The following is a 25276-nucleotide window of genomic DNA, read 5'->3' as shown; positions in this document are numbered from 1 at the left end:
CCATGCGTCGTCATCGCTCCGCCGCCCTCCTTGTGCAGACCCGCCTGCCGGTCGTTCTCGCGCTCACCGTTTTCACGATCGTACTGGCGCTTCCCTTTGCCATGGCGGTGTTGTGGTCGCTGGTCGATCCCTCCCACCCGTGGGCCTATCCGGCGGTGCTTCCGCCGGTTCTCTCCTTCCGGCGCTGGATCGAAATCTGGACCACGAGCGCCCTGCCGCAGGCGCTTGCCAACAGCTATCTTCTGGCGGCCACGGTCTCCGTCTCGACGCTGCTGCTCGCCCTGCCGACCGCCTATGCCTTCGGCCGCCTGCAATTTCCGGGCAAGGCGACAGCGCAGATGCTGACGCTGATCCCGCTGGCAATGCCCGGCTTCGTCGGGGCGATCTTCTTCTCCGCTCTGCTGGTCCGCTTCGGGGTCTATTCCCGCTTCGCCGGCATTGCGCTCGGCCACACCGTCATCTTCCTGCCCTATGCGATCCGCCTGCTCAGCCTGTCCTTTGCCATGGTGCGGCAGGACCTGATCGACGCCGCCCGCGATCTGGGCGCCTCGCCGTTGACCGTGTTCCGCACTGCCACGCTGCCGGTGCTGAAACCGGGGCTGCTGGCAGCGCTCATCATCGTCTTCATTCTGTCGATCGAGGAGTTTGCGATCTCCTACATCGTGGGTGCGCCGGATTTCACCACCGTACCGACGATCCTCTACTCCTATCTCGGCTACAACTTCATCCGGCCCAATGCCGCAGCCATTTCCCTGATCCTCGTCGTTCCCAACGTACTTCTGATGCTGATTGCCGAGCGCCTGCTGAAAAGCGCCGATCCGGCCACCATCACCGGAAAGGGATGACGCCGATGCCTCCCCTCCCCACCAAGCTAGGACCAGCCCCATGCTGAAGACCATCGCAATGCTTGCGCTCGCCACGGCTCTGCCGCTGGCCGGCCTCCCCGCCCCGGCCGCCGCCAAGGATCTTTCCCAGATGAATTGGGAAGAGATCGTGGCAGAGGCGAAGCAGGAGGGCCAGATCAACTGGTTCCACTGGTATTTCCAGGATCGTTTCCGCGAACAGGTAAAGGCCTTCGAGGCCCAGTACGGCATCAAGGTCACCATCCCGGATGGCGACGGCAAGGCCAACATGGACAAGATGCTGGCCGAGCGCGGCCGCACCGAGGGCGATATCGACGTGATCTCGCTGGGCGGTTCCGCTCTGCAGACCTTCAAGGCCGAGGACCTGCTCTACGGCCCGCTGAAGCCGCTTTTGCCTGATGGCGCCAAGCTGCGCTTCTCCATCGAAGGCACCGACAACAAGGGTTATGCGCCGGCCTTCTGGGGCAACCAGACGGCCATTGCCTATAACCCGGCCCGCATCTCGGAAAAGGAACTGCCGCACACGCTGGAAGACTTTGCCGCCTTCTTCAGGACGAACCCCGGTGAAATGGGCTTCAACACGGAAAATGGCGGCTCCGGCCCGGCCTTCATCGAGGCCGTGACCCGCGCGCTCGTCAAGGACATCGACTATGCCAACGGTGCCGCGACGCCGGAGAAGGTCGCCAAGCTCGCGCCGGCCTGGGACTGGTTCAAGGCCAACCACGATGGCTACATCATCACGGCCTCGAATGCCGACAGCGTGACCCGCATCAACAGCGGTGAGTTCAAGCTGATCGCCGGCTGGGAGGACCAGATCGCCGGCCTGCAGCGCAAGGGCGAAATTTCGCGCGACATCAAAATGTACATCCCGTCCTTCGGCATGCCGGGCGGCGGCAATGTCATCGCCATTCCCGCCAATGCCAAGCACAAGGCGGCAGCCCTGGTGCTGATCCACTGGCTGACCAGTGCAAACACGCAGACGGAGCTGGCGAAGACCTTCGGCATCGCGCCGCAGCATCCCGATGCCGACAGTTCCGTCGGGCTGATCGCGGCCGGCGACCGCAAGTTTTCCACCGTCTGGGCGGCAAAGCCCTTCGGCGACGACATCAAGAAGGCTTTCGTCAACCAGGTCACACTGCACTAAGTCATCCCGAAAACAACCTTGGGTCGTGTCGCCAACGTCACGACCTGATCCCTTCTCTTCACAACTTCCGAAAGAACTGACATGCCTGCTTTCGATCCCCGCCCTCTTGCAACCATCCAGCGCCAGAACGTGGCCGTGCCGGATGCCCTGATTGCCCATCGCGGCGCGCCGCTCCTCGCACCGGAAAACACGCTTCCCGCCATGCGGGCAGCCGCTGCCAGGGGTGCGCGCTGGGTGGAAGTCGACGTGAAGCTGACGCGCGACATGCAGCCGGTGATCATTCACGACGACCGGGTCGATCGCACCACCAATGGCCGCGGCTTCGTCGCCAACATGAGTTTCGAAGACATCCGTCAACTGGATGCCGGCTCCTTCTTCTCGCCCGACTTTGCCGGCACCCGCGTTCCGACGCTCGAGGAACTGGTCGAAACCGTACTCGATCTCGACATCGGCCTGCAGCTGGAACTGAAGCCGACGGCGGGCGACGACATCGAGACAGCGGAAGTGGCACTCGCCGCCATGAAGGACCTGTGGCCTGTCCATCGCGGCCGGCTGTTCATCACCAGCTTCTCGATCCGATCGATCCATGCCGCCGCGCGCTTGCTGCCGGATGTGCCGCGTGCCTTTGCCGTGGTGGTGCCGCCGCGCGACCCGAAGGCGCTGCTGGCGGAAACCCGCTGCCAGATCCTGCACCTGCAGCGTGACTTCCTGCCCGACGATGCGCTGAAGATCATGGCCGACAGTGGCATCGAATATGCCGTTGCCACCATCAACGAGGCACAGGCCACAGAACGGTTCTTCGCCGCCGGCGCCCAGACCATTCTCTCCGACATCCCGGATCTTTTTGAAAGGACGGCCCCCCATGCCGACAGTCTCTGATCGTCTCACCGTCGCCCGCAGCATCATCGGCGAGGCAGCGCACCGCGCCATGGCGCACTTCATTGCTCGCGACAGCCTGCCACTCGAGCAGAAGAGCGCGAGCGATTTCGTCTCCGAAGCCGATCGTGACGTGGAAACCTTGATCCGTGCCCGACTGCAGCATTGCCTTCCGGGCGACCGGATGCTGGGCGAGGAAATGGGAGGCGACGTTTCCGACAGCTTCTGGGCCATCGACCCTATCGACGGCACGGCCAATTTTCTCCGTGGCTCTCCCCTCTGGGGCGTTTCGCTGGGCTATGTGGAAGCCGGGCGGCCGGTCGTGGGAGTTGTCGCCTACCCTGCCCTTAGTCTCACACTGAGTGCAGCCGACGGGCTTGGTATCCAGAAGAACGGAGCGGCGTTTCACCGGCACGTTTCCTTTCCCGAGATCCGCCTCGCCTCTGTCGGAGAAAGCGCCCAATGGCCGGCCGAGGAGATGGCGCAGACGGAACTCGCTCTTCGCCGCGACGGATGGGGCATCACAGAATATCGCTGCGCCACCATAGGGCTCGGCTTTGCCGCCCTGGGGTTCACGGATGGCTATGTGGAGCGTCACACCAGCATCTGGGATATTGCGGCCGGCGCTGTGCTCTGCAGCGAAGCCGGCTTGGTGGTCCAGCAAAGCGGGACGACAGAGACCGCGGCCATGACGATTCTGGCCGCCACCCCGCCGCTTGCTATCCTGCTGCGTCCCCTCGTTGAGCTGCCTCAGGTGGCGGATTGAAGACAGGTCCGGCGGCACGTCCTGTCGCCGGACCTTCACGTTGTCAAAGAATGCCCCAGGCGCGAAACCGCCCTCTCCCGGTCATCTCCCGGAGACCAAGCTCCTCCACGAGGCGCAACGCTGCGCGCGGTGTGATATCGAGCGCCGCGGCCACAAGGGCAGATGACACAAGCGGACGCCCGATGACGAGTTCCACCAGTTCAGGCAGTCTGGATGACATGCGGCGACCAGACAGGCGCCGTTCAAGCAATTGTAGCGCAATCGAAAGCCTGTCCTGTTCCTTCAGGCCGAACTCGGCAGCCCCCTGCACCCCCTGGAGAATGGCCAGCAACCGCACATCCCGGTCCCGATGGCGTCGCCGCTCGACGGGTATCGCCTTCAGGCCAATACTGACTGCAAGCAGATGAGCCCCGCCTGTGAGTCCCTCCTGCCGCATCAGTTCTGCCGCCAGCAGACGACCAAGCCAGGGCGCATGCTGCAGAACCTGCAACTGATGCCATGCATCAACCAGCAGTGCTGCGCGAAGAACCGCCGGCAGACCTGCCGACTGCACGAGCACCCCACGCCACTCATCCAGACGCTCGTCTTCATCCCAATCAGGATCGTAAACGAGTGTATTTCGCTCAGGACCCGGGCGCGGTGTCGCACCGCTGCGCACCTCGCGGATCGCCCGATCTGACCGTGCAATGGCGCGATCAATCGCCGCAAACTCTTCCGCCAGAGGATCGGCGACCGATATCGTATCATCGACCGCGCCTTCCGCCATGGGCGCGCCTCCATAGACAGGTTTGCCGCCAACGGCCTTCTGCTCCGGCGCCGCGCCCGGATCCTGGCAACGAAGGCTTGCCAACCCCTCCCGATCCAGCGCCCAGCCGGCAGGCTGCCCCGCGATGCGCCGGCGGGTGCGCAGGATATCCCGGGCAATTGTCAGCTCATGGGTCGGCGTGCGCACGTCATGCCCCGCATCATGCAAAACCAGATCCTCGAGGTGCACCAGTTCGCCTTCCACCCAAAGCGAAGCGCAGGCATCGCCGAAGTGAAGCCGTTGAAGAAGCCCTTCACCGGACGGCGAACGCGCCAGCCGTTCATCAAGACGGACGATCGCCGCCGTCGCATCCGAAGTGCCGCAAAGCAGCCCGTGCACGGGCAAATTTCGCAAAGAGTAACTCATTGAAATTATGGTAAACGAAACGTCAAACGGACACCAGAAGAACATTAGAGTCCGTTAGCTGGACGCTGTCACGTAACATAAAAAAGCCGGGAAAACCGCACTGCAGCGAGAGACTGCATTATAGAGAATTCATCCCCGATCGCCAGCCCCTGACTGCAAAAACGCCGGGATGATCACAGGGAAACCTCCTCAGATATAGAACAGCCCGGCGCTGTTGGTCCTCAGGACGCAAACGGCGCGGTCATCGTGAAGCGGTGCGGATACAAACTGAACGGGCGAAGCCCGAAGTCACCGGCCCCAGACTTGCGCCGGACACATACAATCGGATCGCTAATCCGATCACATATCCCCGGACCTTGCGGAGGGGGACATCAATCTCATCCGGGCACATCCAATATTCGACGCATCATCAATCCGGTCGTACCGAAATCCAAACTCTCTTGCGTGGCGAAGCTTATACGCATGAATCCCTCCATTGGCTTCTCCTCCTGCACGACCATGGGATTTGGATGGATGACCCCCTCGCCGTTCGCGTCGGTCAGACGTCGACACCTCCCTGTAAGAACGCCGGCATTACCGCAGGAATAAGCATCACAGCTCCGTTCGGGATTTCATCTCGCATGGTAAGTTGGAAGCATTGGAGTCGATCGCAGCAGCGATACCAACCGGCACAGGAGAGCGCCAGCCGTAAACAAGGATACATGCATTCGCTTGATTGCAGTGTCAGCGAACAGACCGACCTTCTCCAGTCACTTCGGTTGAACCTCAAAGTCATTCCACCACGGGAAACTTTCCCCGGATAAGACGCACTGCCTCTTTCCAAATGCCATGCGCAATGAGCCACGACCTCGCCTTTCCTCCTGAAGCGGGTCATGCACTTTCTTCAGGGATTACGCAGTAGATCGCCGGCCACAAACCGGTGCAAGCTGTAGCCCAGGCACGGGCAGGAAGAAGGGCAGAACATTTCGTGGCAACGGAATTCCGACGCCTCTTCATCGTCACCATGTGGGACTGAGACCATCCCCAGCTCAGGGTTTGGATCGACGCTGTAAACGGCGGGTTGATGCGGGGGCATCGCGACGCACGAGGGATGTCCGCATGCCGCATCGCATTCAGGAAACATGCATGCAGAACGGGCGCGCCCTCTCAGGAAGTCCTGACAGCTGTCAGGCTGGAGCCGTACAAAGGGTAGGCGCCATCACATCGGATACATCCTGCGAAGATAAAACAGTCCATCACGGACCCCAGGGCCAACTATGGTACATCCGCCCCGCACGGACGGGACGGAGGCCGTTAGGGAAGTTCCGATCATCGATCCCGTCGAAACAGTTCTTCGATCACCAGTGAGTGGGTTGGAATGTCCACGTATCACTCTCCAAAGGGAGACTTTGTATTCCATTGCCGCGGCCCTCATATCCCGGCCGAAGAACGGACTGGCGCGCACCGAGCATCATCCCACGGCGCGCTGATTCCTGACAGCTGTCAGGCAACGTGGCGATGGTTAACACGCTGAACAGCTGAAAAGCACCGCGCGCGTGAGCAGACGCAGCTTCAGCCATTCTCCACCGAACGCCGCTGGCAACCACCCACGCCCTTTCGCAGTGTTCACCGGAACAGCCGCAATCACGACATTCACTCGTAGCAGTTTGGTCGACAATGCGTGATGTCCAGCAGCCAACCGGTTACCGACCAGCGGCATAAACAGGATGGGTAGCATTGTGCAACCCACCCTGACAGCTGTCAGGGTCGCACCAAACTGATCAGGCACTTCGCGCCGCTCCCAACAGTTCCCGAAGCGATGTGCCACAAGCCCCTGGTTGACAGTCTCACGCATCGATGAAGACTTACAATCGCATCTATTTCAACAGAGCAGGTGAACAAATGCCGCCCTGACAAGCCGACCGCAGTCGCGATGAAATAAACCTTGGAATACAGAGCCAGGAACGAAGCATCGTCGGGTCCCTCAGCGATCAAGAGGGAAGGGGAGGGGTCTCCTTCCCTCTTTCATCCCAGACCACAGCCAATGGCCAATCAATGCGATCACGAGCAGGCTCACCGGAGCCGGACCGTTCGCGGCGCGACGTCCGGTAAAGGAAACGGACACCCGTCCACACGCCATCGGCGGGCTTCGCTGCATGCGGAGCTGCGCGATCCGGATAGCTCCTCATGCAGTGTCCGACACATGACGTCCTCGCAACCAAGTCTCCGAAAACCAAATTGAGAAAGGACCATCCAAACCTCAACGCAACCTGCAGATGCATTCAGGTGTTTCCGTGAGCTGTCGATGAATGGAGATTCACTCGAAAGTTCCCACGAGAGACGACGCACCCTGAACCGCATGCGGGACTGCCTGACATACCTGCGAGACAGGATTGGTGGCGCCCTCCCGGACGCCCAACCGTGAAAGCCCGTCCGCCCTCATGGTCGAAACGGGCAAGGCTCTGAAACGCAAGGGCGGCGAGGCGCCAGCCCAATCATCCTCACGCCTGCCTTCGGGAATTCATTCAGGAATCATTAACCATATCTATATGGCGTCGCCGCGTCCTGACACCAGAGCAAAGAGGCACAACTGTCGGCATGATCGCAGCACAAAACCACCGCCATCTGCTGACGTTGCAACCACCACCGTCTTCCCGTCATCGCCCTGGAGCGAGGTCGCTGGGTTCCTCCAGCCGCCCTGCGGGAACACATACTCGGCTGACGCAGATCCGCTTATTAGCTACTGCTTTACTTAACCCGGCTTTAAGCCTATCCGTCTAGAGTTCCCCCGTCATTGTCGCGGGGAATGTCATGCTCAACTTGCTGTTTCCGAAAGAAGACTTCCGTCGGGAGCTATCCGCCTTCCTCTTTGAAAACTCGCCAGATGCCTACTGCGTCATACGCGAGGGCCGGGTTCTGGCCTTCAACAAGGCTTTCAGCACCATCATGCGTCAACCCGACGCCCAACTCGTCGGCCTTTCTCCTGCTGAATTTTCTCCGGAGTTGCAGTTTGGCGGACGGCGATCCGACGAGCTGGCTGCCGAATACATCTCCCGCGCTATGCGGGATGGACATTGCCGGTTCGAGTGGGAAGTGCGCCGCACAGACGACAGCCGTTTCGCCGTCATGGTCACACTCATTCGCTGGCAGCGTCAAAATGAAACTCTGTTGATTTTCATATGGCAAGACATTGATGAGATGGTAAGGTTGCGCGAAGAGGACAGGGCTCGTCGTCTGCGTGAACAGCAGGAGGCACAAGCGGACCAGTTTGCGATCAGTCGGCTTGCAGCAGGACTGACGGCACTCGCCGAAGGTGATCTCACGGCACATCTGGACGTCGAATTCTCGCAAAAGTCCGAGGCCTTGCGCCGGAACTTCAATTCCACCGTCGACCGTCTTCGGGCACTTATCGACGAAGTCTCGACAGCGTCGAGCACCGTCCTGCAAACCTCACGCGAAATTGGTGCCGCGGCGACAGATCTCGCGTCACGAACCGAACGGCAAGCCGCAAGCGTCGAAGAAGCCTCTGACGCCCTGTCGCAGATTGTCGCCGGCGTTGCCGATGCGACGAGTTCCGCCCGTACTGCCAAGGAAACCATCGACAGCGCGCACAAGGATGGCGACAACGCCAAGAACATTGTGACCAAAGCGATTTCCGCGATGGAGGAAATTGCGCGATCGTCCAGTGAAATTGGCAAGATCATCGGCGTCATCGACGAAATTGCCTTCCAGACAAACCTTCTTGCGCTCAACGCCGGCGTCGAGGCTGCCCGGGCAGGGGAGGCGGGCAAGGGATTTGCGGTCGTCGCGCAGGAGGTACGCGAATTGGCGCAGCGTTCCGCCGCTGCAGCAAAGGAAATCCGCGCGCTGATTACCGCATCGAATCAACAGGTGAGCACAGGCGTCAGCCTGGTCGACGAAACGGGCCACGCCCTGTCGCGGATCGTCTCCCACATCGGCAATATCGATCATGTGGTTGGAAAAATCGAACAGAACGCTCGCGACCAGGAGGTTTCGATCCGCGAAATCGACAATGTGATCCGCAAGCTTGACCAGGTTACCCAGCAGAACGCCGCCATGGTGGAGGAGACCGCGGCCGCGTCCACCTCCATGACCAATGACATGGGCGAAGTCGCCCGCATGTTGTCTGGTTTCCGGACCGGGAGGACCTTCGTGCAGCAGGGTCGGCGCGCCGCATAGAGCCTGCTGGTTCCAGCGAAAGCGGACAGATTTCGGAGTTTCTTCTTCCTGTTCGCCTCTCTGTCGCGAAAAGCGGTGTCAGCTTTTCCCGCCACCTTCAAAGAAGGTGATTTGCGGTCCTCCCTGGAGGACCGCAAACTGCATCTATTACCGGATCATCGGGAGAAGATCGTTCACCGACTTCTTGGCGTCGCCATAGAACATCCGCGTGTTCTCCTTGTAGAAGAGGGGGTTCTCGATACCGGAGTAACCCGTTCCCTGTCCTCGCTTCGACACGAAAACCTGCTTTGCCTTCCACACCTGCAACACCGGCATGCCGGCAATCGGGCTGTTCGGATCTTCTTCCGCCGCCGGATTGACGATGTCATTGGAGCCAATCACGATGACCACATCGGTATCGGGGAAGTCTTCGTTGATCTCGTCCATTTCCAGAACGATGTCATAGGGCACCTTGGCTTCCGCAAGCAGGACGTTCATATGACCCGGCAGTCGCCCGGCGACGGGATGGATTGCGAAGCGAACGGTTTTGCCGGCAGAGCGCAGTTTCCGTGTCAGTTCGGACACCGCCCCCTGCGCCTGGGCCACCGCCATACCGTAGCCCGGCACGATGATGACGCTGTCCGCCTCGTTCAGCGCGCTTGCCACGCCTTCGGCATCGATCGCGATCTGTTCCCCCGTCACCTCCATCTGGGGCCCGGTTGTTGTACCGAACCCGCCCAGGATGACCGATACGAAGGAACGGTTCATCGCCTTGCACATGATATAGGAGAGGATTGCACCCGACGAACCAACCAGCGCACCGACGACGATCAGGAGATCATTCGACAGCGAAAAGCCGATCGCTGCGGCAGCCCAGCCCGAATAGCTGTTGAGCATGGATACAACCACCGGCATATCGGCGCCGCCGATCCCCATGATCAGATGGTAGCCGATGAAGAAGGCCAGAAGTGCCATCAGGATCAGCGTCCAGATCCCGGCGCCGCCAACATAGAGAAACAGCAGGATCAGCGATAGAATTGCAGCCGCCGCATTGAGCGCGTGGCCGCCCGGCAGTTTCCTCGCCTTGCCGTCAACCTTGCCTGCAAGCTTTCCGAAGGCGATGACAGAACCTGTGAAAGTCACCGCGCCGATAAACACGCCGAGAAAAACCTCCACCTTGAGGATAACCTGTTCGACAGGGCTCTTGTGCGCAAGAATGGCACCGAAACCGGTTAGCGCCGAACGCATTGCTTCATCCATCGCGAGAACGCGGCCCAGTTCCAGATGCGCATTGAAACCAATGAAGACCGCGGCAAGGCCCACGAGGGAATGCATCGCCGCCACAAGTTGCGGCATTTCCGTCATCTGGACCCGCTTGGCAACAATCCAGCCAATCGCACCGCCGGCAGCAATCATCAGCACGGAGAGAAGCCAGTGTCCTGCGCCCGGTCCGTAAAGCGTCGCCAGAACGGCGAGCGCCATGCCGGCGATACCATACCAGACGGCGCGCTTGGCGCTTTCCTGTCCTGACAGGCCACCGAGCGAGAGAATGAAAAGAACAGCCGCGACAACATAGGCGGCGGTGGTGAAACCGTAATCCATCTTACCCTCTCCCGCCTCAGGACTTCTGGAACATGGCGAGCATCCGCCGCGTCACGAGGAAGCCGCCGAAGATATTGATGCCTGCCATAAAGACAGACAGAGCGGCCAGCAGAATGACGAGAATGCTACCGGATCCGATCTGCATCAGCGCACCAAGGATAATGATCGAGGAAATGGCATTCGTGACGGCCATCAGTGGCGTGTGCAGAGAATGCGAAACATTCCAGATCACCTGGAAGCCGACGAAGCACGACAGAACGAATACGATGAAATGGCTCATGAAGCTTGCGGGTGCAAAAAGCCCGGCCAGAAGAATGAGTGCGCCTCCACCCAGCAGCAATCCAACCTGGTTTCGCGTCTGTGTGCGAAATGCAGCCGCTTCTCTCGCGCGCTTTTCCTCAGGTGAAAGTTCCTTCACCTTCTCCTTCGGACGGGCAGCGGCAATCGCCTGAACTTTGGGCGGGGGAGGGGGGAAGGTTATGGCACCCTCAAAGGTCACCGTCGCACCGCGGATAACATCGTCTTCCATGTTATGCACGAGGTTGCCATTCTTGGCCGGTGTCAGGTCCGTCATCATGTGGCGAATGTTCGTGGCATAAAGCGTGGAGGCCTGCGTTGCCATGCGGCTCGGAAAATCCGTGTAGCCAATGACGGTTACACCATTCTCCGAGACGACCTTCTGATCCGCGACGGTCAGATCGCAGTTGCCGCCACGTTCGGCAGCGAGATCCACGATCACCGAGCCCGGCTTCATCGCCGCCACCATATCGGCAAGCCACAGCTTTGGCGCATCGCGACCGGGAATAAGAGCGGTGGTGATCACGATGTCGATCTCGGGTGCCAGTTCGCGGAACTTCGCCAACTGCTTTTCGCGAAACTCCGGAGACGACGGAGCGGCATAGCCGCCGGTCGCCGCACCATCCTGGCTCGCCTCAAATTCGAGAAATACGAATTCGGCGCCCATGCTCTCGATCTGCTCGGCGACTTCGGGGCGTACATCAAAGGCATAGGTGATGGCACCAAGCGATACGCTGGTCCCGATGGCCGCCAGACCGGCAACGCCAGCACCGATCACGAGAACCTTTGCCGGGGGGATCTTGCCGGCTGCTGTCACCTGACCGGTAAAGAACCGGCCAAAATTGTTGCCCGCCTCGATCACGGCCCGATAGCCGGCGATGTTCGCCATGGAGGAGAGAGCGTCCATCTTCTGGGCGCGCGAAATGCGCGGCACCATATCCATGGCGATCACATTGGCGCCCTTCTCCTTAGCCTGCTCCAGAAGCGCCGCGTTCTGTGCCGGGTAGAAAAAGGAGATCAGCGTCTTGCCTGAATCCAGTCGCTGGATTTCCTCGGGAAGGGGAGGGCGCACTTTGGCAACCACGTCTGCCGCGGAAAACAGTTCCGCCGCATCACCCACAACAGTCACACCGGCATTGCGATAGGCCTGGTCGGAAAATCCGGCCGCCTGGCCAGCGCCCGTTTCGACAAGGCATTCATACCCCAGTTTCTGCAGTTGAACCGCACTATCCGGCGTTAAGGCAACGCGTGCCTCACCCGCGAACGTCTCTTTCGGTGTCCCGATCTTCATCCACCTCTCCCAATCTGCCAGCCGAGAACCTCCTGCCGGCGTCTGTCTTCAACACATTGTGTCGCCTGTGCCTGAAATGCAGTCACAATATTTAAACCATGTTGGTTCCTTCGCTGCGGTGCAAGGCATCTTCCCGCTGATTCCGTTCGGCAGGCAAAGGCAATCGCCACAAGCGACCCAACTCGCCAGGGAAGGGGATGAAATTCAACGCTTCCCTGGACAGTCCAAATCAGACGACCAGACGCAAAGTTTCGCCGCGTGCCCGCAACAGGGCCATCAGCATCGGCCCGATCGAAAACTCGCCGCGCCGGGCCTTATCCGTCAGGCTTCGCAAATAGCCGCCCGGCGAACTGATATGACCGGCCCGCTCCAGGATACACGCCATCAGCGATGCCGCATTTTCGGCACCGAGAATTTCGCAGGCTTCCTGATAGGCAGACGGGCTGATGCCAAGCATCGACCGCACCACAATCGCCGCCGCCATCAGATCACGCCAGCTTCCAATGGCGCCGTCCGGACCGTAATTGATCACCTCCGGGCAGGCCTTCAGCACCAATCCCAAGGGGAACACCCGGCTGTTTCCACTCTCACGTTTTTGAATGTCCGCCGGTTTCGCCTCTGGCTTCGTTTCGAAGGCTGGTTCAAGTTCATTGCTGGTTTGTGGTTTTGAACTATGTATGTGCTGCTCATTTTGAGCGCCTTTGCTGCTTATATTCCCAGCTTTAACGCTGTTTTTCAGCAGGTTAAGGATCATCTCCCTCAACGCTTCCATCTCGGCAAGCAGCGAATTGACGTCGGCGAGCCTCGGAGTTCGCGGCAGTTTGGCCACCAAGGCCACATACGCATCCTCGATGGCGATCCAGTCCCCCGGAGCCCCCTCCTCTATCGCGGCAGAAATCAGCTTCCGAATATCCCGTCGGCAGATCGTCAGGCTTTCCTTGGCCTGCCGAAAGGCCGCGCGAGCGGCCGCAACCTGCTGGGCAAGCCCTGCCAGTTCCTCGGCACGCATCAGCAGGGGAGAAAGATCAAAACCAAACGCGGCCTCGATGTCGCCGGCCCTGTCCTTGCGGATATAGCGTTTGCCGTTGGCACTATCCCGCCGGATGATGATCCCTGCCTCCACAAGAAAGCCGAGATGACGGCGAAGCGTCGCCCCAGCCATTCCATGCGCGCGCAGCGCCAGCTGTGTATTGGAGGGAAAGACGACCAGTTGACCGTCCTGGCGCAGCTTATTTTCCGGATAAAAGGTCAGAAGCGCGTCCAGAACCGCTATGCCTCGGTCTTGCAGACCAAGCAGTTCGCGTGCTTCCGCAACATCGCGGAATACCTTCCATTTATCCACAGTCTTTCCGGGCCGGATCCCGTCCACGTCCAGCTGTCGCTGCACGAGGGCAAGGGTCATCGGCCGCCGCCCAAAGGGCGTCGTCACATGTCCACCTGGCATATCTCTTCACCTATCAAGAGGCAAAAGAAGACCGTCCACCCGAAAAGGTGCCAAAGCGACTTGACTATGATTCGTGGAAATGCGAGTCTTGAGGTGCTAAATCAGAGAGGCTTCCACGACGGCAACGTTTTGGGGGCCTTTTTTCTTTTGCTGTGCTTCCTTTCCTGTACCTGCTTCGTCCAAACGTGAACGCCGTATGGCGGTCAGGACTTTTAAGTGTCCCGTGTCGCGGTGAACCGCTCCACAAGCGATGGCAACTGTTGCTCGACGAAGCGAATGAAATCCTTTCCCAGCGGGCTGTCTGCGGAAATCCGCATCTCGCCTCCGGACACAAGGCAGGCGCCGAGACGCCGTCCATTTCGATCCGCAAGCAACTGTCCTGGCGTGCGCGTTGGTACGCCTGGCTTCACAGCGGACAGAACGCGCTGGAACCGCAGATCCGATGTCAGAGCATCAACCGCCAGCCCCGACAAGGTGCTGCGGACGACATCCAGCGCTCCGGGCTCACTGTTCAGGGTCTTCGCCAGATCCAGCCAGCGCGGACGGCCGATCTTCGGCGCACGGCCGATCGCTTCGATGACATCCAATGGAACCGCGCGGTAGACACTGCGCATGCGGGCAAGTTCCGCATCCTCGATCGAAAGGGCGGCATAGATGTCGCGCGGCCGAACCCCGGCTTCATCCATGCGCAGCGCAAACAGGGCACGCTCGATCCAGGTCAGATCCTGACGGTTGGCATTCTCAATGCCTTGAGCCACCACAAGATCGATATCGGAAAGCTCAACCTCAAGCGCCCGCACCGACTGCTGCAGTTCAAGAGCAGCGCGCCAGCGGCGATGACCATAGACGATCTGGTAACGCCCCGCCGCCGTGGGATGACGACGAACCTGGATCGGAACCTTCTGACCTTCCGAGGCTATGGAGCGCTTGAACGCCTCGAAATCCGAGACATCGTCATCCGGCAGCCGATCTGGATAGGGTGAGGGATCGACGAGCTTCGGATCGAGTTCGAGAATGGAGCCGCCACCCGCTTCCACGATGGCACGCAGGCGGTCGCGCTCGGCACGAATGTCGTCGATCGCCCGATGCGCGGCACCGATCACACCGGCCCCGACACGTGGCTGAGGCGTCTGGCCCGGGGAGGGGGCAACGGCAGGAGGTACCGTTGCAACGGGCGAAGCCGGCGTCGTCACCGCCGGCTCGCTTTCCAGTTCGGCTGACAACAGGCCGAAGCTTGCAACGATCGATTTCCGGGGCGATTTGGTCATCCTCTTCCCCAACTTGCAGTAATCAGACTTTCGATGGCCTGGTTGACGGCATCGACCGCCTCGCGGGCACGGCGATGCGTATCACGACCGATCTGCCCGACTTCCAGTTCATAAATCGAGCATTTCGCCAGACCGGCAGCCTCGACCGCCGTGCTTTCAATGGCCGTCGGCAAAAGCACATCGGTACCGAACAGGTGACGCAGCATGGCGACCACCTGCGACTGCGGTGCATCATTCGGATTATGTCGTGTCACGAGATAGCGGATAAAATCCTGATCCAGATGCGCACCGCTTTCATTGAGAACGTTGATCAGGTCACCCATCATCAGCAGGAACTGGCTCATCGACGCGACGTCCAGCATGGCCGGATGGACCGTGATGATCAGGCTTGTGGCGGCATAGATGGCACTCAGGGTGAGAAAGCCGAGAGACGGCGGCGTATCGAGGATCACCACGTCATAATCGGACTCGACTTCCGCAAGAGCCAGCTTCAGCCTTTCGAAGAAGATCGCACCGAAACTCGACCGGTTGGCCAGCACGCGTGGCGTCTCGTGTTCGTATTCCATCACCTCCAGATTGCCCGGAATAAGATCGACACCATCAAAATAGGTCTTGCGGATAATGTCGCGGATCGGCCGACGCTCGGCCTCGTCATAGCGAAGCGTGGCATAAATGGTCTCGTTGGCGCCAACATCCACTTCCGGCTGCGCACCGAACATCGCAGAAAGCGATGCCTGCGGATCGAGATCAAGCGCCAGCACCCGGTAACCCTGCAGGGCAAGATAATGTGCCAGATGCACGCAAGTCGTCGTCTTGGCGCTACCACCCTTGAAGTTGGCAATCGCAATCACCTGAAGGTGCTCGCCAGCGCGGCGGCGCGGAAGAAAGCGGAGCGCTTCCGCTGGCTTCTGCCTGGCAAAAAGCTCACGCAATTCGTTGATCTGCGCCAGCGTATAGACGCGGTGATTGTTTTCCAGGCGGCTCGGAACCGGTCCACGTCCTTCGCTGGACATCAGCTTGAGCGTCGAATCCGGAATCGACGTGAGCTTCGAGACCTCGTTGGTCAGAAACTGACGCAGCGATTTCTCAGACTTCGGCGGATACATACGTGTGCGTAACTGCTGCAGTTGACTGGACAAAAGCCCTGCATGCCGGGCAATCTTGCTCCCGGCATCTTCACGCGAAGGTGCAGCCATGTCTGCCTGATTTGCTATCGCCATGCTTCCCTCTTGGCGGCCCGTCGCCGGTTTGCCGGCCATAACCCGCCAAACATAGAACATGATTCTGCCGATCCGTCCACAGGCGAAGGGTTAACGCGACATAAACGAAGCGGGTGAAGCAAACGGAAATTGCCTCAAGTCTCTGATTTAAATATGTATTCTAGAAGACAAGCCCATCGTCGGTCACGGGGGCATCGTCGTCAGACGCCCTTTCGCGGCCATAATCATCACGTGGACGTGCTGCAATCGGAGCACCAGAGACAGAATCAAAACAGGGGCAGCCGGATCCGTCCTGCCCCGAAAACAAGGCCCCTGCCGCCATCGATCAGCCGCTTGCGAGTTGCACCATGCGGTTGGCCAAAGCAAGCCGTTCGGCGAGCGAAGAGGCAAGCAGACGGTGAACGAGCGTCGCGAGGGTCGGATCCTCGCGCTCCAGTCGGCGAACGGTGTCACCCGCAAGCCGAAACAAGGTCGCTCTCTCCTCGACGATCACATCAGCCGTTCGCATGCCGCCGACATAGAACGCCACTTCGCCCAACACGGCACCGGCGGTCATGCTGCGCAGACGCAAGCTGCGCCCATTGGACAGCGTCAGTTGAACCCGCACGCGACCTGCCCCCAGCAGGAAGACATCATCAGCCTGCTCGCCTGCCGCCATCAGCCTTGCTCCCGGCGGCCGCTCCAGCCTTTCCATCGTCCGGATGAGGTCGGGAAGTCGCGGGTGAAAGCCGAGACGCTCCACGAGTTGTGCCGCAATGTCGCCGGGCTCATCCACGCAACCAAACTGTTGAAGAAGACGATCCTCCGCATTTTCCAGAGCATGATCGAGATCGGGCGCAAGATTGACCGGTGACTGATCGTCGCCGGACATGTCCACCTGCTGCTGCACCTGCAGCACCAGCGGCATCGCGGGCGAAAGGATCAGGGCAACGTCCTGGCGCCTCGCCATATTGGCGATTTTCGTGAAGCCGGCAACCGCCGCGGAATCCATCCCGCTGACATTACGCAAATCCAGAATCAGGAAACGCGGCGCCGTTTCCGCCGCAAGGAGCCGCTGGACCGCGCGTACGACTTGCTCCATCGTGCCGAAGAACAGATATCCCTGCAGTTCGATGGCGCGGATCAGTTCCCCCTTTTCCGCCAGAAGATGATTGGCAGCCGGAAACCGGTCCGTGCTGCTGCGCCGGTCTCGACCGCTGGCAGAAAATCGGATCACAGGAAGCCGTGCATAGGTGTAGACAAAGGTCGCGATGGCAAAGACCAGCCCCACCGCCATGCCGCTCAAAAAGCCGAAGGCCATGATGGATGCCACGATGACAAGCACGATGGCCCATTCGAGCGGTGGAAGCTTGCGGCAGGTAACCACAGCCCAGTCATGGATCAGTTCGCCGCCCAGCATCAGCATCAGGCCGGCGGCAAGAAAGAGCGGCACACCGGCGGCCAACTCGGTTGCGAAGGGCAGGGCAAGCGCCATCACCAGCCCCGTTGCAAGACCCGCAGTACGCCCCTGAACCCTGAGGCGATCCGCAAGCAAGGTCATGCCAAGCCCCGTAAAGCCGGCGGCACCTCCAAACAACCCGGTCACGAGATTGGCCTGGCCGGCGATCTTCAGCTCTCTGTTGGCGTCGATTTCCGTGCCGGCGGCAACTTCGAGACCGCTGATGTTCAACAATAGACCGGCCATGGCGATCAACGGCACCGAGACGAGAACCGGCGTGACGCTGAGAACCGCGCTCCAGTCTGCATGCGTCATCACCGTGAGGGGCGAGGGCAGTTGAAAGCCGCCGCCGCTTGCCGCTTCCGGCAGCCATCGCCAGGACCGAACTGTCTCCAGGGGAATGCCGGCAACAGCGATCACCAGATAGAAGAGCCCAACCGACAGGACCATCACGACCGGTGCGGCGAAGGGGCTGTTGATCAACCGCAAGGCCGCCGACATCACCCCGGCAAACAGGATTGCCGGCACAAGAATGCCGATCACCAGCGGGTCGGAAAAGGAGAGCAGGATGTCCGCAAGGTTGCTGTGAGCAGAAATCATCATCAGCGCGCCATCGACCAACAGCCAACCCGATCCCGCAAGAAATCCTGCGATGACGGAATAGGGCATGAACCGCACCAGAACCCCAAGCCGAAACCGCCCCAGAGCATAGAACAGAACCCCTGTGGCGACGGTGCTGACTCCCAGGATGGCAAAGGTGGTGGCAACCGCACGATCCGCGCTGCCTCCGGACATTGAGCCGACGGCGGCCGTGACAGCAGCCGCGAGGATGGCAATCGTCGTCTCCTGGACCTGGGCGACACTGGAGGCGTGACAGGAACGCCATGCCACGTAAAGGGTCAGAATCACGCAGCTGACCAGCATGACGCTGACACCAGCGGCCAGACCTGCAGCCTGAGGACCGGAAAAGATCAGCGCAGCGAAGGCAATACTGGTGCCCAGACCGTCAATGCCAGCAAGAACACCAAACATGGCAGGAGAGAAATAGCTGCGTATCATTGACATCATCAAGGAACCACGACTGTCCAGGCTTGCTCATTCTGGCGAAAGCCAAGGCGGAGGACCCTTTATAGGCACGCCACCCCGAACGCACAGACACAGACAGGCTGCGATTTCGTCCCCGACTACGTGTATTTCGTCCCGGCACAAAACTTTCCACAGATCGCCATGGCAATGATTGTGGCGAGGCTCGGACCAGCAAATCTGCTGCCCGTTGCAGCCACCGCCCACCGCCCGCAGATCGGCAAAACGCCTGTTTCCCGGGCGGATCGCCGCCCATCCCCCTTTTGCCTGATCAGCACCATCATCCACGGCCAGATCTGCAGCCTCATCGCACCGGTCGAGGCAGCGGGACGAAAAGCGACTAGTCTGGGACGAAATTGCGCCTTTGCTAAACCTCTGATTCCTCCTCATGTCTCGGCCGCTTATGTTAAATGCCGGTCAGGGCATGGGGATTCTCGGTCAGGACAATGATTTCAGTCAGTACGCTTTCCAGATGGATTTGCGGCGCGGTCGTCTGCGCAAGTGTTTGCACGCCGGCAGTCATGGCGCCGTCTTGGGCCCAGGCGGCTTCGTCGGACTTCAACCGGCCGCCGCGCGCAGCAAACGCCGACGTGGAGAAGATCGAAGCGCGACGCAAGGTGCTGTTTCAGCAGATGCTGGATAAGCCAGGCAATCTGGATGTGGCATTCGAATATGCAGCACTCTCGTCCCAGGTGGGCGATCTCGAGGGAGCAATCGCAACGCTCGAGCGCATGCTGATCTTCGCACCGGGACTGCCGCGCCTGCAGCTGGAGCTCGGCGTGCTCTATTTCCGGCTGGGTGCCTATGCGACGGCGGAAACCTATTTCAAGGCGGCGGCATCCGGGACCAACGTTCCGCCGAAGGTGCGCGACAAGGTCAACGAATACCTTGAGGCAATCGAGCGCAACACACAAACCAGTGTGTTTGCCGGTTCCGTCACCACCGGTCTGCGTTACCAGAGCAATGCCAACAGCGGTCCAAGCTCCCAGTTCGTCACGCTGAACGGGCTCGACTACGTGCTGTCGGACAATGCACGCAAGACGGCCGACACCAATGGCTTCCTGACGGGTGATTTCACCGCCCTGTTCGACCTTCCCGGGCAGGGGGAAAAGTTCAAGGTGAACCTGCGCACCTACGCCGAAGCCTATCGCGACCGGCACGATCTCAATCTGGCCTATGCGGAACTGGCAGCAGGCCCTTCCTTTGATCTCAACCGTTTCGGCTGGGAAGGCTATTCGCTGGATCTGTATGGCATCGCCGGCGGCGGCATCCTGTCCGGCGATCCACTGACGTCGGTCCTGGGTGCCGGAGCACTGCTTGGCGTGCGCGCGTCCGATGACGTGTTCTACGGTCTGCGCAGCGAATATCGCCACGAGACCTACTACAACTCTGCAGATCATCCGCGTCTGGATGAAAAGACCGGCGACCGGTTCCAGGCGCAGTTGCTGAGCACCTTCCGCCTGACCAGCAGCCTCAGCCTCGGCGTTTCCGGCATCATAGACCGCTTCGATGCGGATGTCGCAAGCAATGCATACTGGCAGTATGCCGCTGTCGTCGGCGCCTCGATCGATTTCGACAGCCCGATCGTCGCACTCCCGGGTCTCTGGAATTTCGGCGTCTCCACCCAGGTCTCGCAACGCCATTACGACGATGCGGATCCGATGATCAGCAGCGAGACGCAATCGACCACCAAATGGTCGATCAACGTCACCCAGACCATTCCGCTGGACAAGACCTGGGCTGCGCAGATCCAGGCCAGCTATCAGAAGTCCTGGTCCAATTACGATACGAGCGAATTCGACAATGCCACGATCAGCCTCGGGCTCAAGAAGGTCTTCTGACATGGTCAAGATCCGTCATCGTTTCCTTGCCGCCACCAGTCTTGTGCTGACCTCCCTACCGGGTCTTGCCGCAGCCGAGGTATCGAACCGTGTCGGCGTCACCAGCGCCGTCAACCAGGATGCCAGCGCCCGCTTGCAGGGCGGCATCACCAAGACGATAGCGATCGGCGATGAGGTCATCCACAATCAGGTGATCAACACCAGCAATATCGGCCTTGTGCAGATCCTGCTCGCCGATGGTACCGCCTTCACCGTCGGTCCGAATTCAAGCCTCACCATCGACAACTTCGTCTATGATCCGGCAGCGGGCACCGCCAAGGTTTCCGCAAGCCTCTCCAAGGGCTTCATGCGCTTCATCGGCGGACGCACGTCCAAGACCGAGGATGGCGCAACCATCCGCACCCCGATCGGAACGGCCGGAATCCGTGGCGCCGTGGTGGACATCGACCTCGGCAATATCGGCCAACAGCTGCCACGCGACGAACGTGGTCGCAAAGGCAAAAATGGTGAACGCAGGAACCCGCCGCATGTATCGATGATCTTCGGTCGCGAGGTCGTTCTGACCTCCGGCGGCCTGTCCAACCGAATCTTCCAGGCGGGCTATTCGATCGTCGTCGATGGCGACCGACGCTACGAGACCCGGACGCCGGAAACATTCCTGCAAGACATGCAGGATCGGCTGGCCGGCCGCGACGGCACGCATGGCGGAGTTCGCGTGCCGCCAAATGACCAGCAGGTGGCAGACAGCGGAATCGAGCGGCACAATTCGGCAAGTCCCATTCCCTATAACGTGCCTGTGCCCGTGTCCCGGCCGGACGGTCTGCCGGGTGTCGTCGCTGCCTCGGAAGCACGGAACGCAGCGGTTGAAAATGCCGCGCGTCCGGTGGTCGTCACTGTGCCGCGCTCTGACAGTGTGCGCGTGCTGACGCTGCGCACACCCGGAAGTGGCGACGGCATCATCGGCGGCGACGCCGGCAGCGAACGAACAGGCACGCTCGCCGGCAACGAGGGCAGCACCGGCACCGCCACGCTGAGTGATAACAGCACCCTCAGCCTGCCGATCTTTGCCGATAGCACCGGGCTCACTGTCAACCCTGTCAGCGTCACCACGGGCAACGGTACCTACACCGGCAACGCCTATGTCGGTCGCGATGGCTTCCGTGCCTATCTTCTTTCGCAGGGAACCGATCCGCTCTACATCATCTCCGGCACCGCAACGCCAAATGTTCCAAGCGTGTTTTCCACGTCGGGCACCCGCCATTACGCCCTGACCGCCGATCCGCTGACCGGCCTCGTCACCGGTTCGGGAACCACCATTCCCTTCGCCGATGCCACGCGGCTTGCCTCCCTCAATCTCAGCGGTGCCGTCTCCAGCGACCTGCTGATGACAGGCACGCCTGATGATTTCGGCTTCCCGTCCACGACAGCGCGCGGCCTGCAGGCCTGGCTGGCAATCGACGGAACAGGAGCGAGCCAGAAAAGTGCGATCGGCATCATGACCGGCGAAATGTCGGGGTCTGGCACCGCCTACGGCTTTACCGGTCAACGCGGCGGCAGCGACCGGCTTGATGCCAGCGATGGCTCAACCTCCTATTCCGGAGAGGTTGCGAGCGCCCCGGTTGCCGATGGTGGCTCCGGCGTGTTCGGCGCCAACGGGGACTATATGGTTCTCACCAATGCCATCGGCAGCAACGCCTCATCCTATCACGACGAAGGCAACCACAACGCCATGGCGCCAACCGGTGGCGACTTCTCGACGACGCATGTGGCCAGCCTGACCTCGATCGATACGAATGCCGCCCGCAGCTATGCAGGACAGACGATCAAGGGCTATTCGGCCATTGCGATTACCCGCGACAATGTCACCACGCTCAAATCCGGAACATCCTCGTTCAGCTTCAATGGTGATCGCGGCACCTTCAGCGCAACGTTCCAGCGGTTCGACACGGACAGCAACCCGTACAACGACGAAATCGGCTTCACCGACGCCTATGGCGGCGCCGTCTATGTCGATGACCAAAACTTTGCCTCCGCGGGAGCGAACAATCGCAACTATGTGGTCAGCGCCAAGACGGTGCCGGCGAAGATCTTCGATGGCGGCACCTCTGCCGAGCTTTGCCAGTGCGCCTACATGAGCTGGGGTTGGTGGGGCTCTGCCGATGTCAGCGACGGTTACACACAGAACGCCCATATGGGGAACTGGGTGATCGGCGATATCACGGCCAATGTCGCCATGCCCTCAAGCGGTCAGGCGACCTATACCGGCCATGCCGTTGGCACCGTTCTTTCCGGCTCCAGCCAGTATATTGCCACCGGAAACATGTCGGCGACCATGGATTTCGGCGCCCGCACCGGCAACGTGGCCGTCAGCAATTTCGATGGTCATGCGTTCGACAGCAATGTCAGTTTCGCCTCATCGTCGACGTTCACCGGAACCAATGGTGCAACCGCGCTGACGGGCTCCTTCGTCAACAATGGCGCCACGACCGCACAGGGCATCATGGGATCCTTCGCCACATCCGCATCGGGCTGGTCGGCCTCGGGCATCTTCGGCGGCAACCGAAATTGACCTGCGGATACCGGAACGCATGAAATCACCGGTCTCCCTCAGGCGGAAACACCGATTTCCCCCGCCAGCGCTGACAGCGCTGGCGGGTTTCTGCGTTCTGATGACGTGTCTCGGCTTTCTGCGCGCCGACCCGTCCGTTACGGCTGTCCTTAGCAATCAGCTTTTCGATACCTATCAGCAACTGCATCCTCGCCCTGCAACCGATCCGCCTGTGGTGGTGGTGGATATCGACGAGACCTCCATCGACAGACTTGGACAATGGCCATGGTCCCGCGCGGTGATCGCGCGCATGGTCAATCGGCTGCAACTGCTCGGCGCTGCTGCGATTGGCTTCGACATCGTCTTTTCCGAGCCGGATCGGCTGTCGCCCGCACGCGCCGTGGAGGATCTGCGCCGGCGTGGTGTCGGCATCACGCTTCCAGAAGGCGGCGAGCCACTGGATAATGACAACATCCTTGCCGCAGCGCTTTCTGCAAGTCCCTCCGTGCTCGGCTTCGCCCTGACGGACGAAAGCCACCTTGCCCCCAATGCGGCCAAGGCAGGCTTTGCCTATGGTGGCAGCGATCCCCGTTTCTATCTGCCGCCATTTACCGGTGCCGTTCGTAATATCGAGGTGCTGCACAAGGCCGCGCCCGGTGCCGGCTTCTTCTCGTTCAGTCCGAGCGCCGACAATGTCATCCGCAGCATGCCGCTTGCGGCCGTCGCAAACGGCCAGATCTATCCCGCTCTTGCCGTGGAAAGCCTGAGAATTGCCCAGGGCGCTCAGGGCTTTGCCCTGCGCGGCAACGATGCAAGCGGGGAAGGGGGAGGCGGTAGCCACGGCATGACCAGCCTCCGGGTGGGTGCGCTGGACGTGCCGACAGCAGCCGATGGGCGCATGCGGCTCTATTTCTCCGGCATGCCGCAGATGACGACCCTGTCGGCCGCCGATCTGCTGGAAGATACCAACACGGCTCGAATTCGCCAGGCCGTGGAAGGCCGCATCGTGCTTGTCGGCACCAGCGCAGTGGGACTGCGCGATATTGTTGCCACGCCCGTGGCCGCCGCCATGCCGGGCGTGACGGTGCATGCCGAAATCATCGACCAGATCATCGCCGGTGCCTTTCTGCAGGAACCGGACTGGGCACATGGCACTCTGCTCCTTGTCACGCTGCTTTGTGGTCTGATGCTGATCCTTATCGCAACCCGCAACGGCGCGCTCGCCAGCGCCATGATGCTGGCCGGCCTGATCACCGGTCTGGTCGCCATGTCGTGGATCGCCTTCACGCGACTCTCCCTGATTCTCGATCCTGTCGGCGCGGTGGTGACACTCGTTATCGTGTTTCTGCTGCTGACACCGCTGAGGCTCGCGCTCGAAAACCGGGAAAAGAGAATCGTGAAAGGCGCATTCGGCCGCTATCTCGCACCGGCTCTGGTGGAACGGCTGGCTCGTGAACCATCCGCTCTCGAACTTGGCGGAGAAACGCGCCGCCTTACCGTGATGTTTTCCGATATCCGCGGCTTCACGACCCTGTCCGAAGGCATGGATCCGCAGACGCTGACCAGCCTCATCAACTCTTTCCTGACGCCGCTGACCGATGTCCTTTTGCGACGCGAGGCCACGATCGACAAATATATCGGCGACGCGATCATGGCGTTCTGGAATGCGCCGCTCGATATCGAGGGGCACGAAGAGAAGGCTTGTCGCGCCGCCCTCGACATGGTCAAGGCGGTCGAGTTACTGAATGCCAGCCGGCAGGAACCGATCAGGATCGGCATAGGTCTCAACAGCGGTGAGGCCTGTGTTGGCAATCTCGGTTCCGCCCAGCGCTTCAGCTATTCCGCGCTGGGCGACAGCATCAACCTCGCTTCGCGCATCGAAGGGCTCACCAAGCTCTATGGCGTGACGATCGCCGTCAGCGATTTCACACGCCAGGCGGTACCTTCACTTGCCTTCCTCGAGATCGACAACGTACGCGTCAAGGGCCGCGCCGCGCCCGTACGCCTCTATGCCCTGGTCGGCGATGAGACGGTCGCCACAAGCCAAATCTTTCAAGCGCTTGCCGAGCGACACGACGCTTTTCTCGACCATTATCGCCGGGGTGATTTTTCCGAGGCGAACACCCGCCTTGTCTCCTTACGGCAGGGGGCACCAGCCGAACTGCAAGGCCTCTACGCGCTCTATGCACAGAGGCTGGAGGAGTTGCGGGCATATCCGCCGGGCCAGACCTGGGACGGTGTCTACACGGCGCGGACCAAATAGATT

At 60.5% G+C, this 25276-nt stretch carries 15 protein-coding genes and 2 pseudogenes; 9 read left to right on the top strand and 8 right to left on the bottom strand.

Going from position 1 to position 25276, the window contains the following annotated elements:
* Positions 1–2 precede the first annotated feature (2 nt).
* From FNA46_RS12040 to FNA46_RS12025, 4 genes are all read left to right on the top strand, one after another.
* Positions 3–845 (top strand): ABC transporter permease, encoded by an 843-nt coding sequence (locus FNA46_RS12040; protein WP_143125448.1) that lies wholly within the window; start codon positions 3–5, stop codon positions 843–845.
* A gap of 40 nt (positions 846–885) precedes the next feature.
* A complete protein-coding gene (locus tag FNA46_RS12035; RefSeq protein WP_210245874.1) occupies positions 886–2007 on the top strand; it encodes an extracellular solute-binding protein in 1122 nt (373 codons plus the stop codon).
* 81 nt (positions 2008–2088) lie between these two features.
* Positions 2089–2886: a glycerophosphodiester phosphodiesterase family protein gene (locus FNA46_RS12030; RefSeq protein WP_143125447.1), complete on the top strand. Its 798-nt coding sequence runs from the start codon at positions 2089–2091 to the stop codon at positions 2884–2886.
* A complete protein-coding gene (locus FNA46_RS12025; RefSeq protein ID WP_143125446.1) occupies positions 2870–3649 on the top strand; it encodes an inositol monophosphatase family protein in 780 nt (259 codons plus the stop codon). The genes FNA46_RS12030 and FNA46_RS12025 overlap by 17 nt, the downstream gene beginning before the upstream one ends.
* A gap of 43 nt (positions 3650–3692) precedes the next feature.
* Here FNA46_RS12025 and FNA46_RS12020 read toward each other — a convergent pair whose 3' ends face one another.
* Positions 3693–4829 carry an RHE_PE00001 family protein gene (locus FNA46_RS12020; RefSeq protein ID WP_246103046.1) on the bottom strand — a complete coding sequence of 379 codons (1137 nt, stop codon included), beginning with the start codon at positions 4827–4829 and terminating at the stop codon, positions 3693–3695.
* A 2781-nt stretch (positions 4830–7610) separates the two neighbouring features.
* Between FNA46_RS12020 and FNA46_RS26635 the strand changes: the two are divergent.
* Positions 7611–8006, top strand: a pseudogene (locus tag FNA46_RS26635) (PAS domain-containing protein); the annotation flags it as partial.
* 432 nt (positions 8007–8438) lie between these two features.
* Positions 8439–8957, top strand: a pseudogene (locus tag FNA46_RS26630) (methyl-accepting chemotaxis protein); the annotation flags it as partial.
* 189 nt (positions 8958–9146) lie between these two features.
* Here the strand turns inward: FNA46_RS26630 and FNA46_RS12010 are convergent.
* From FNA46_RS12010 to FNA46_RS26035, 7 genes are all read right to left on the bottom strand, one after another.
* Positions 9147–10580, bottom strand: coding sequence for an NAD(P)(+) transhydrogenase (Re/Si-specific) subunit beta (locus tag FNA46_RS12010; protein ID WP_143125443.1), 1434 nt, complete (start codon positions 10578–10580; stop codon positions 9147–9149).
* Positions 10581–10596: 16 nt separating this feature from the next.
* Positions 10597–12168: a Re/Si-specific NAD(P)(+) transhydrogenase subunit alpha gene (locus FNA46_RS12005; protein ID WP_143125442.1), complete on the bottom strand. Its 1572-nt coding sequence runs from the start codon at positions 12166–12168 to the stop codon at positions 10597–10599.
* A gap of 229 nt (positions 12169–12397) precedes the next feature.
* Positions 12398–13612 (bottom strand): plasmid replication protein RepC, encoded by a 1215-nt coding sequence (gene repC, locus FNA46_RS12000; protein WP_143125441.1) that lies wholly within the window; start codon positions 13610–13612, stop codon positions 12398–12400.
* Between the two features lie 212 nt (positions 13613–13824).
* Positions 13825–14880 (bottom strand): plasmid partitioning protein RepB, encoded by a 1056-nt coding sequence (repB, locus tag FNA46_RS11995; protein WP_143125440.1) that lies wholly within the window; start codon positions 14878–14880, stop codon positions 13825–13827.
* Positions 14877–16139 (bottom strand): plasmid partitioning protein RepA, encoded by a 1263-nt coding sequence (gene repA, locus FNA46_RS11990; protein ID WP_244617971.1) that lies wholly within the window; start codon positions 16137–16139, stop codon positions 14877–14879. The genes repB and repA overlap by 4 nt, the downstream gene beginning before the upstream one ends.
* A 286-nt stretch (positions 16140–16425) precedes the next feature.
* Positions 16426–18597, bottom strand: a complete 2172-nt coding sequence (locus FNA46_RS11985; RefSeq protein ID WP_210245873.1) for a SulP family inorganic anion transporter — start codon at positions 18595–18597, stop codon at positions 16426–16428.
* A 430-nt stretch (positions 18598–19027) separates the two neighbouring features.
* Positions 19028–19183 (bottom strand): hypothetical protein, encoded by a 156-nt coding sequence (locus FNA46_RS26035; RefSeq protein WP_185969828.1) that lies wholly within the window; start codon positions 19181–19183, stop codon positions 19028–19030.
* A gap of 28 nt (positions 19184–19211) precedes the next feature.
* Here FNA46_RS26035 and FNA46_RS11980 point away from each other — a divergent pair, with 28 nt between their 5' ends.
* The 3 genes from FNA46_RS11980 to FNA46_RS11970 are packed head-to-tail and all read left to right on the top strand — an operon-like array spanning position 19212 to position 25273.
* Entirely contained in the window at positions 19212–20462 is a 1251-nt protein-coding gene (locus tag FNA46_RS11980; RefSeq protein WP_143125438.1) for a tetratricopeptide repeat protein, read from the top strand.
* 1 nt (position 20463) lies between these two features.
* Positions 20464–23031, top strand: a complete 2568-nt coding sequence (locus FNA46_RS11975) for a FecR domain-containing protein (protein WP_185969827.1) — start codon at positions 20464–20466, stop codon at positions 23029–23031.
* 19 nt (positions 23032–23050) lie between these two features.
* Complete coding sequence (locus tag FNA46_RS11970; RefSeq protein ID WP_185969826.1) at positions 23051–25273, top strand: CHASE2 domain-containing protein; 2223 nt, start codon at positions 23051–23053, stop codon at positions 25271–25273.
* Positions 25274–25276: the final 3 nt, after the last annotated feature.

The organism is Affinirhizobium straminoryzae, assembly GCF_007004135.1.
Lineage (GTDB): Bacteria > Pseudomonadota > Alphaproteobacteria > Rhizobiales > Rhizobiaceae > Neorhizobium > Neorhizobium straminoryzae.
This window is presented reverse-complemented; position numbering and strand designations above follow the sequence as displayed.

Excerpts from the sequence above, each read along its gene's own strand:
- FNA46_RS12040 (WP_143125448.1), top strand. The coding sequence starts at position 3 with ATGCGTCGTCATCGCTCCGCCGCCCTCCTTGTGCAGACCCGCCTGCCG.
- FNA46_RS12035 (WP_210245874.1), top strand. The coding sequence starts at position 886 with ATGCTGAAGACCATCGCAATGCTTGCGCTCGCCACGGCTCTGCCGCTG.
- FNA46_RS12030 (WP_143125447.1), top strand. The coding sequence starts at position 2,089 with ATGCCTGCTTTCGATCCCCGCCCTCTTGCAACCATCCAGCGCCAGAAC.
- FNA46_RS12025 (WP_143125446.1), top strand. The coding sequence starts at position 2,870 with ATGCCGACAGTCTCTGATCGTCTCACCGTCGCCCGCAGCATCATCGGC.
- FNA46_RS12010 (WP_143125443.1), bottom strand. The coding sequence starts at position 10,580 with ATGGATTACGGTTTCACCACCGCCGCCTATGTTGTCGCGGCTGTTCTT.
- FNA46_RS12005 (WP_143125442.1), bottom strand. The coding sequence starts at position 12,168 with ATGAAGATCGGGACACCGAAAGAGACGTTCGCGGGTGAGGCACGCGTT.
- repC (WP_143125441.1), bottom strand. The coding sequence starts at position 13,612 with ATGCCAGGTGGACATGTGACGACGCCCTTTGGGCGGCGGCCGATGACC.
- repB (WP_143125440.1), bottom strand. The coding sequence starts at position 14,880 with ATGACCAAATCGCCCCGGAAATCGATCGTTGCAAGCTTCGGCCTGTTG.
- repA (WP_244617971.1), bottom strand. The coding sequence starts at position 16,139 with ATGGCCGGCAAACCGGCGACGGGCCGCCAAGAGGGAAGCATGGCGATA.
- FNA46_RS11985 (WP_210245873.1), bottom strand. The coding sequence starts at position 18,597 with ATGATACGCAGCTATTTCTCTCCTGCCATGTTTGGTGTTCTTGCTGGC.
- FNA46_RS11975 (WP_185969827.1), top strand. The coding sequence starts at position 20,464 with ATGGTCAAGATCCGTCATCGTTTCCTTGCCGCCACCAGTCTTGTGCTG.
- FNA46_RS11970 (WP_185969826.1), top strand. The coding sequence starts at position 23,051 with ATGAAATCACCGGTCTCCCTCAGGCGGAAACACCGATTTCCCCCGCCA.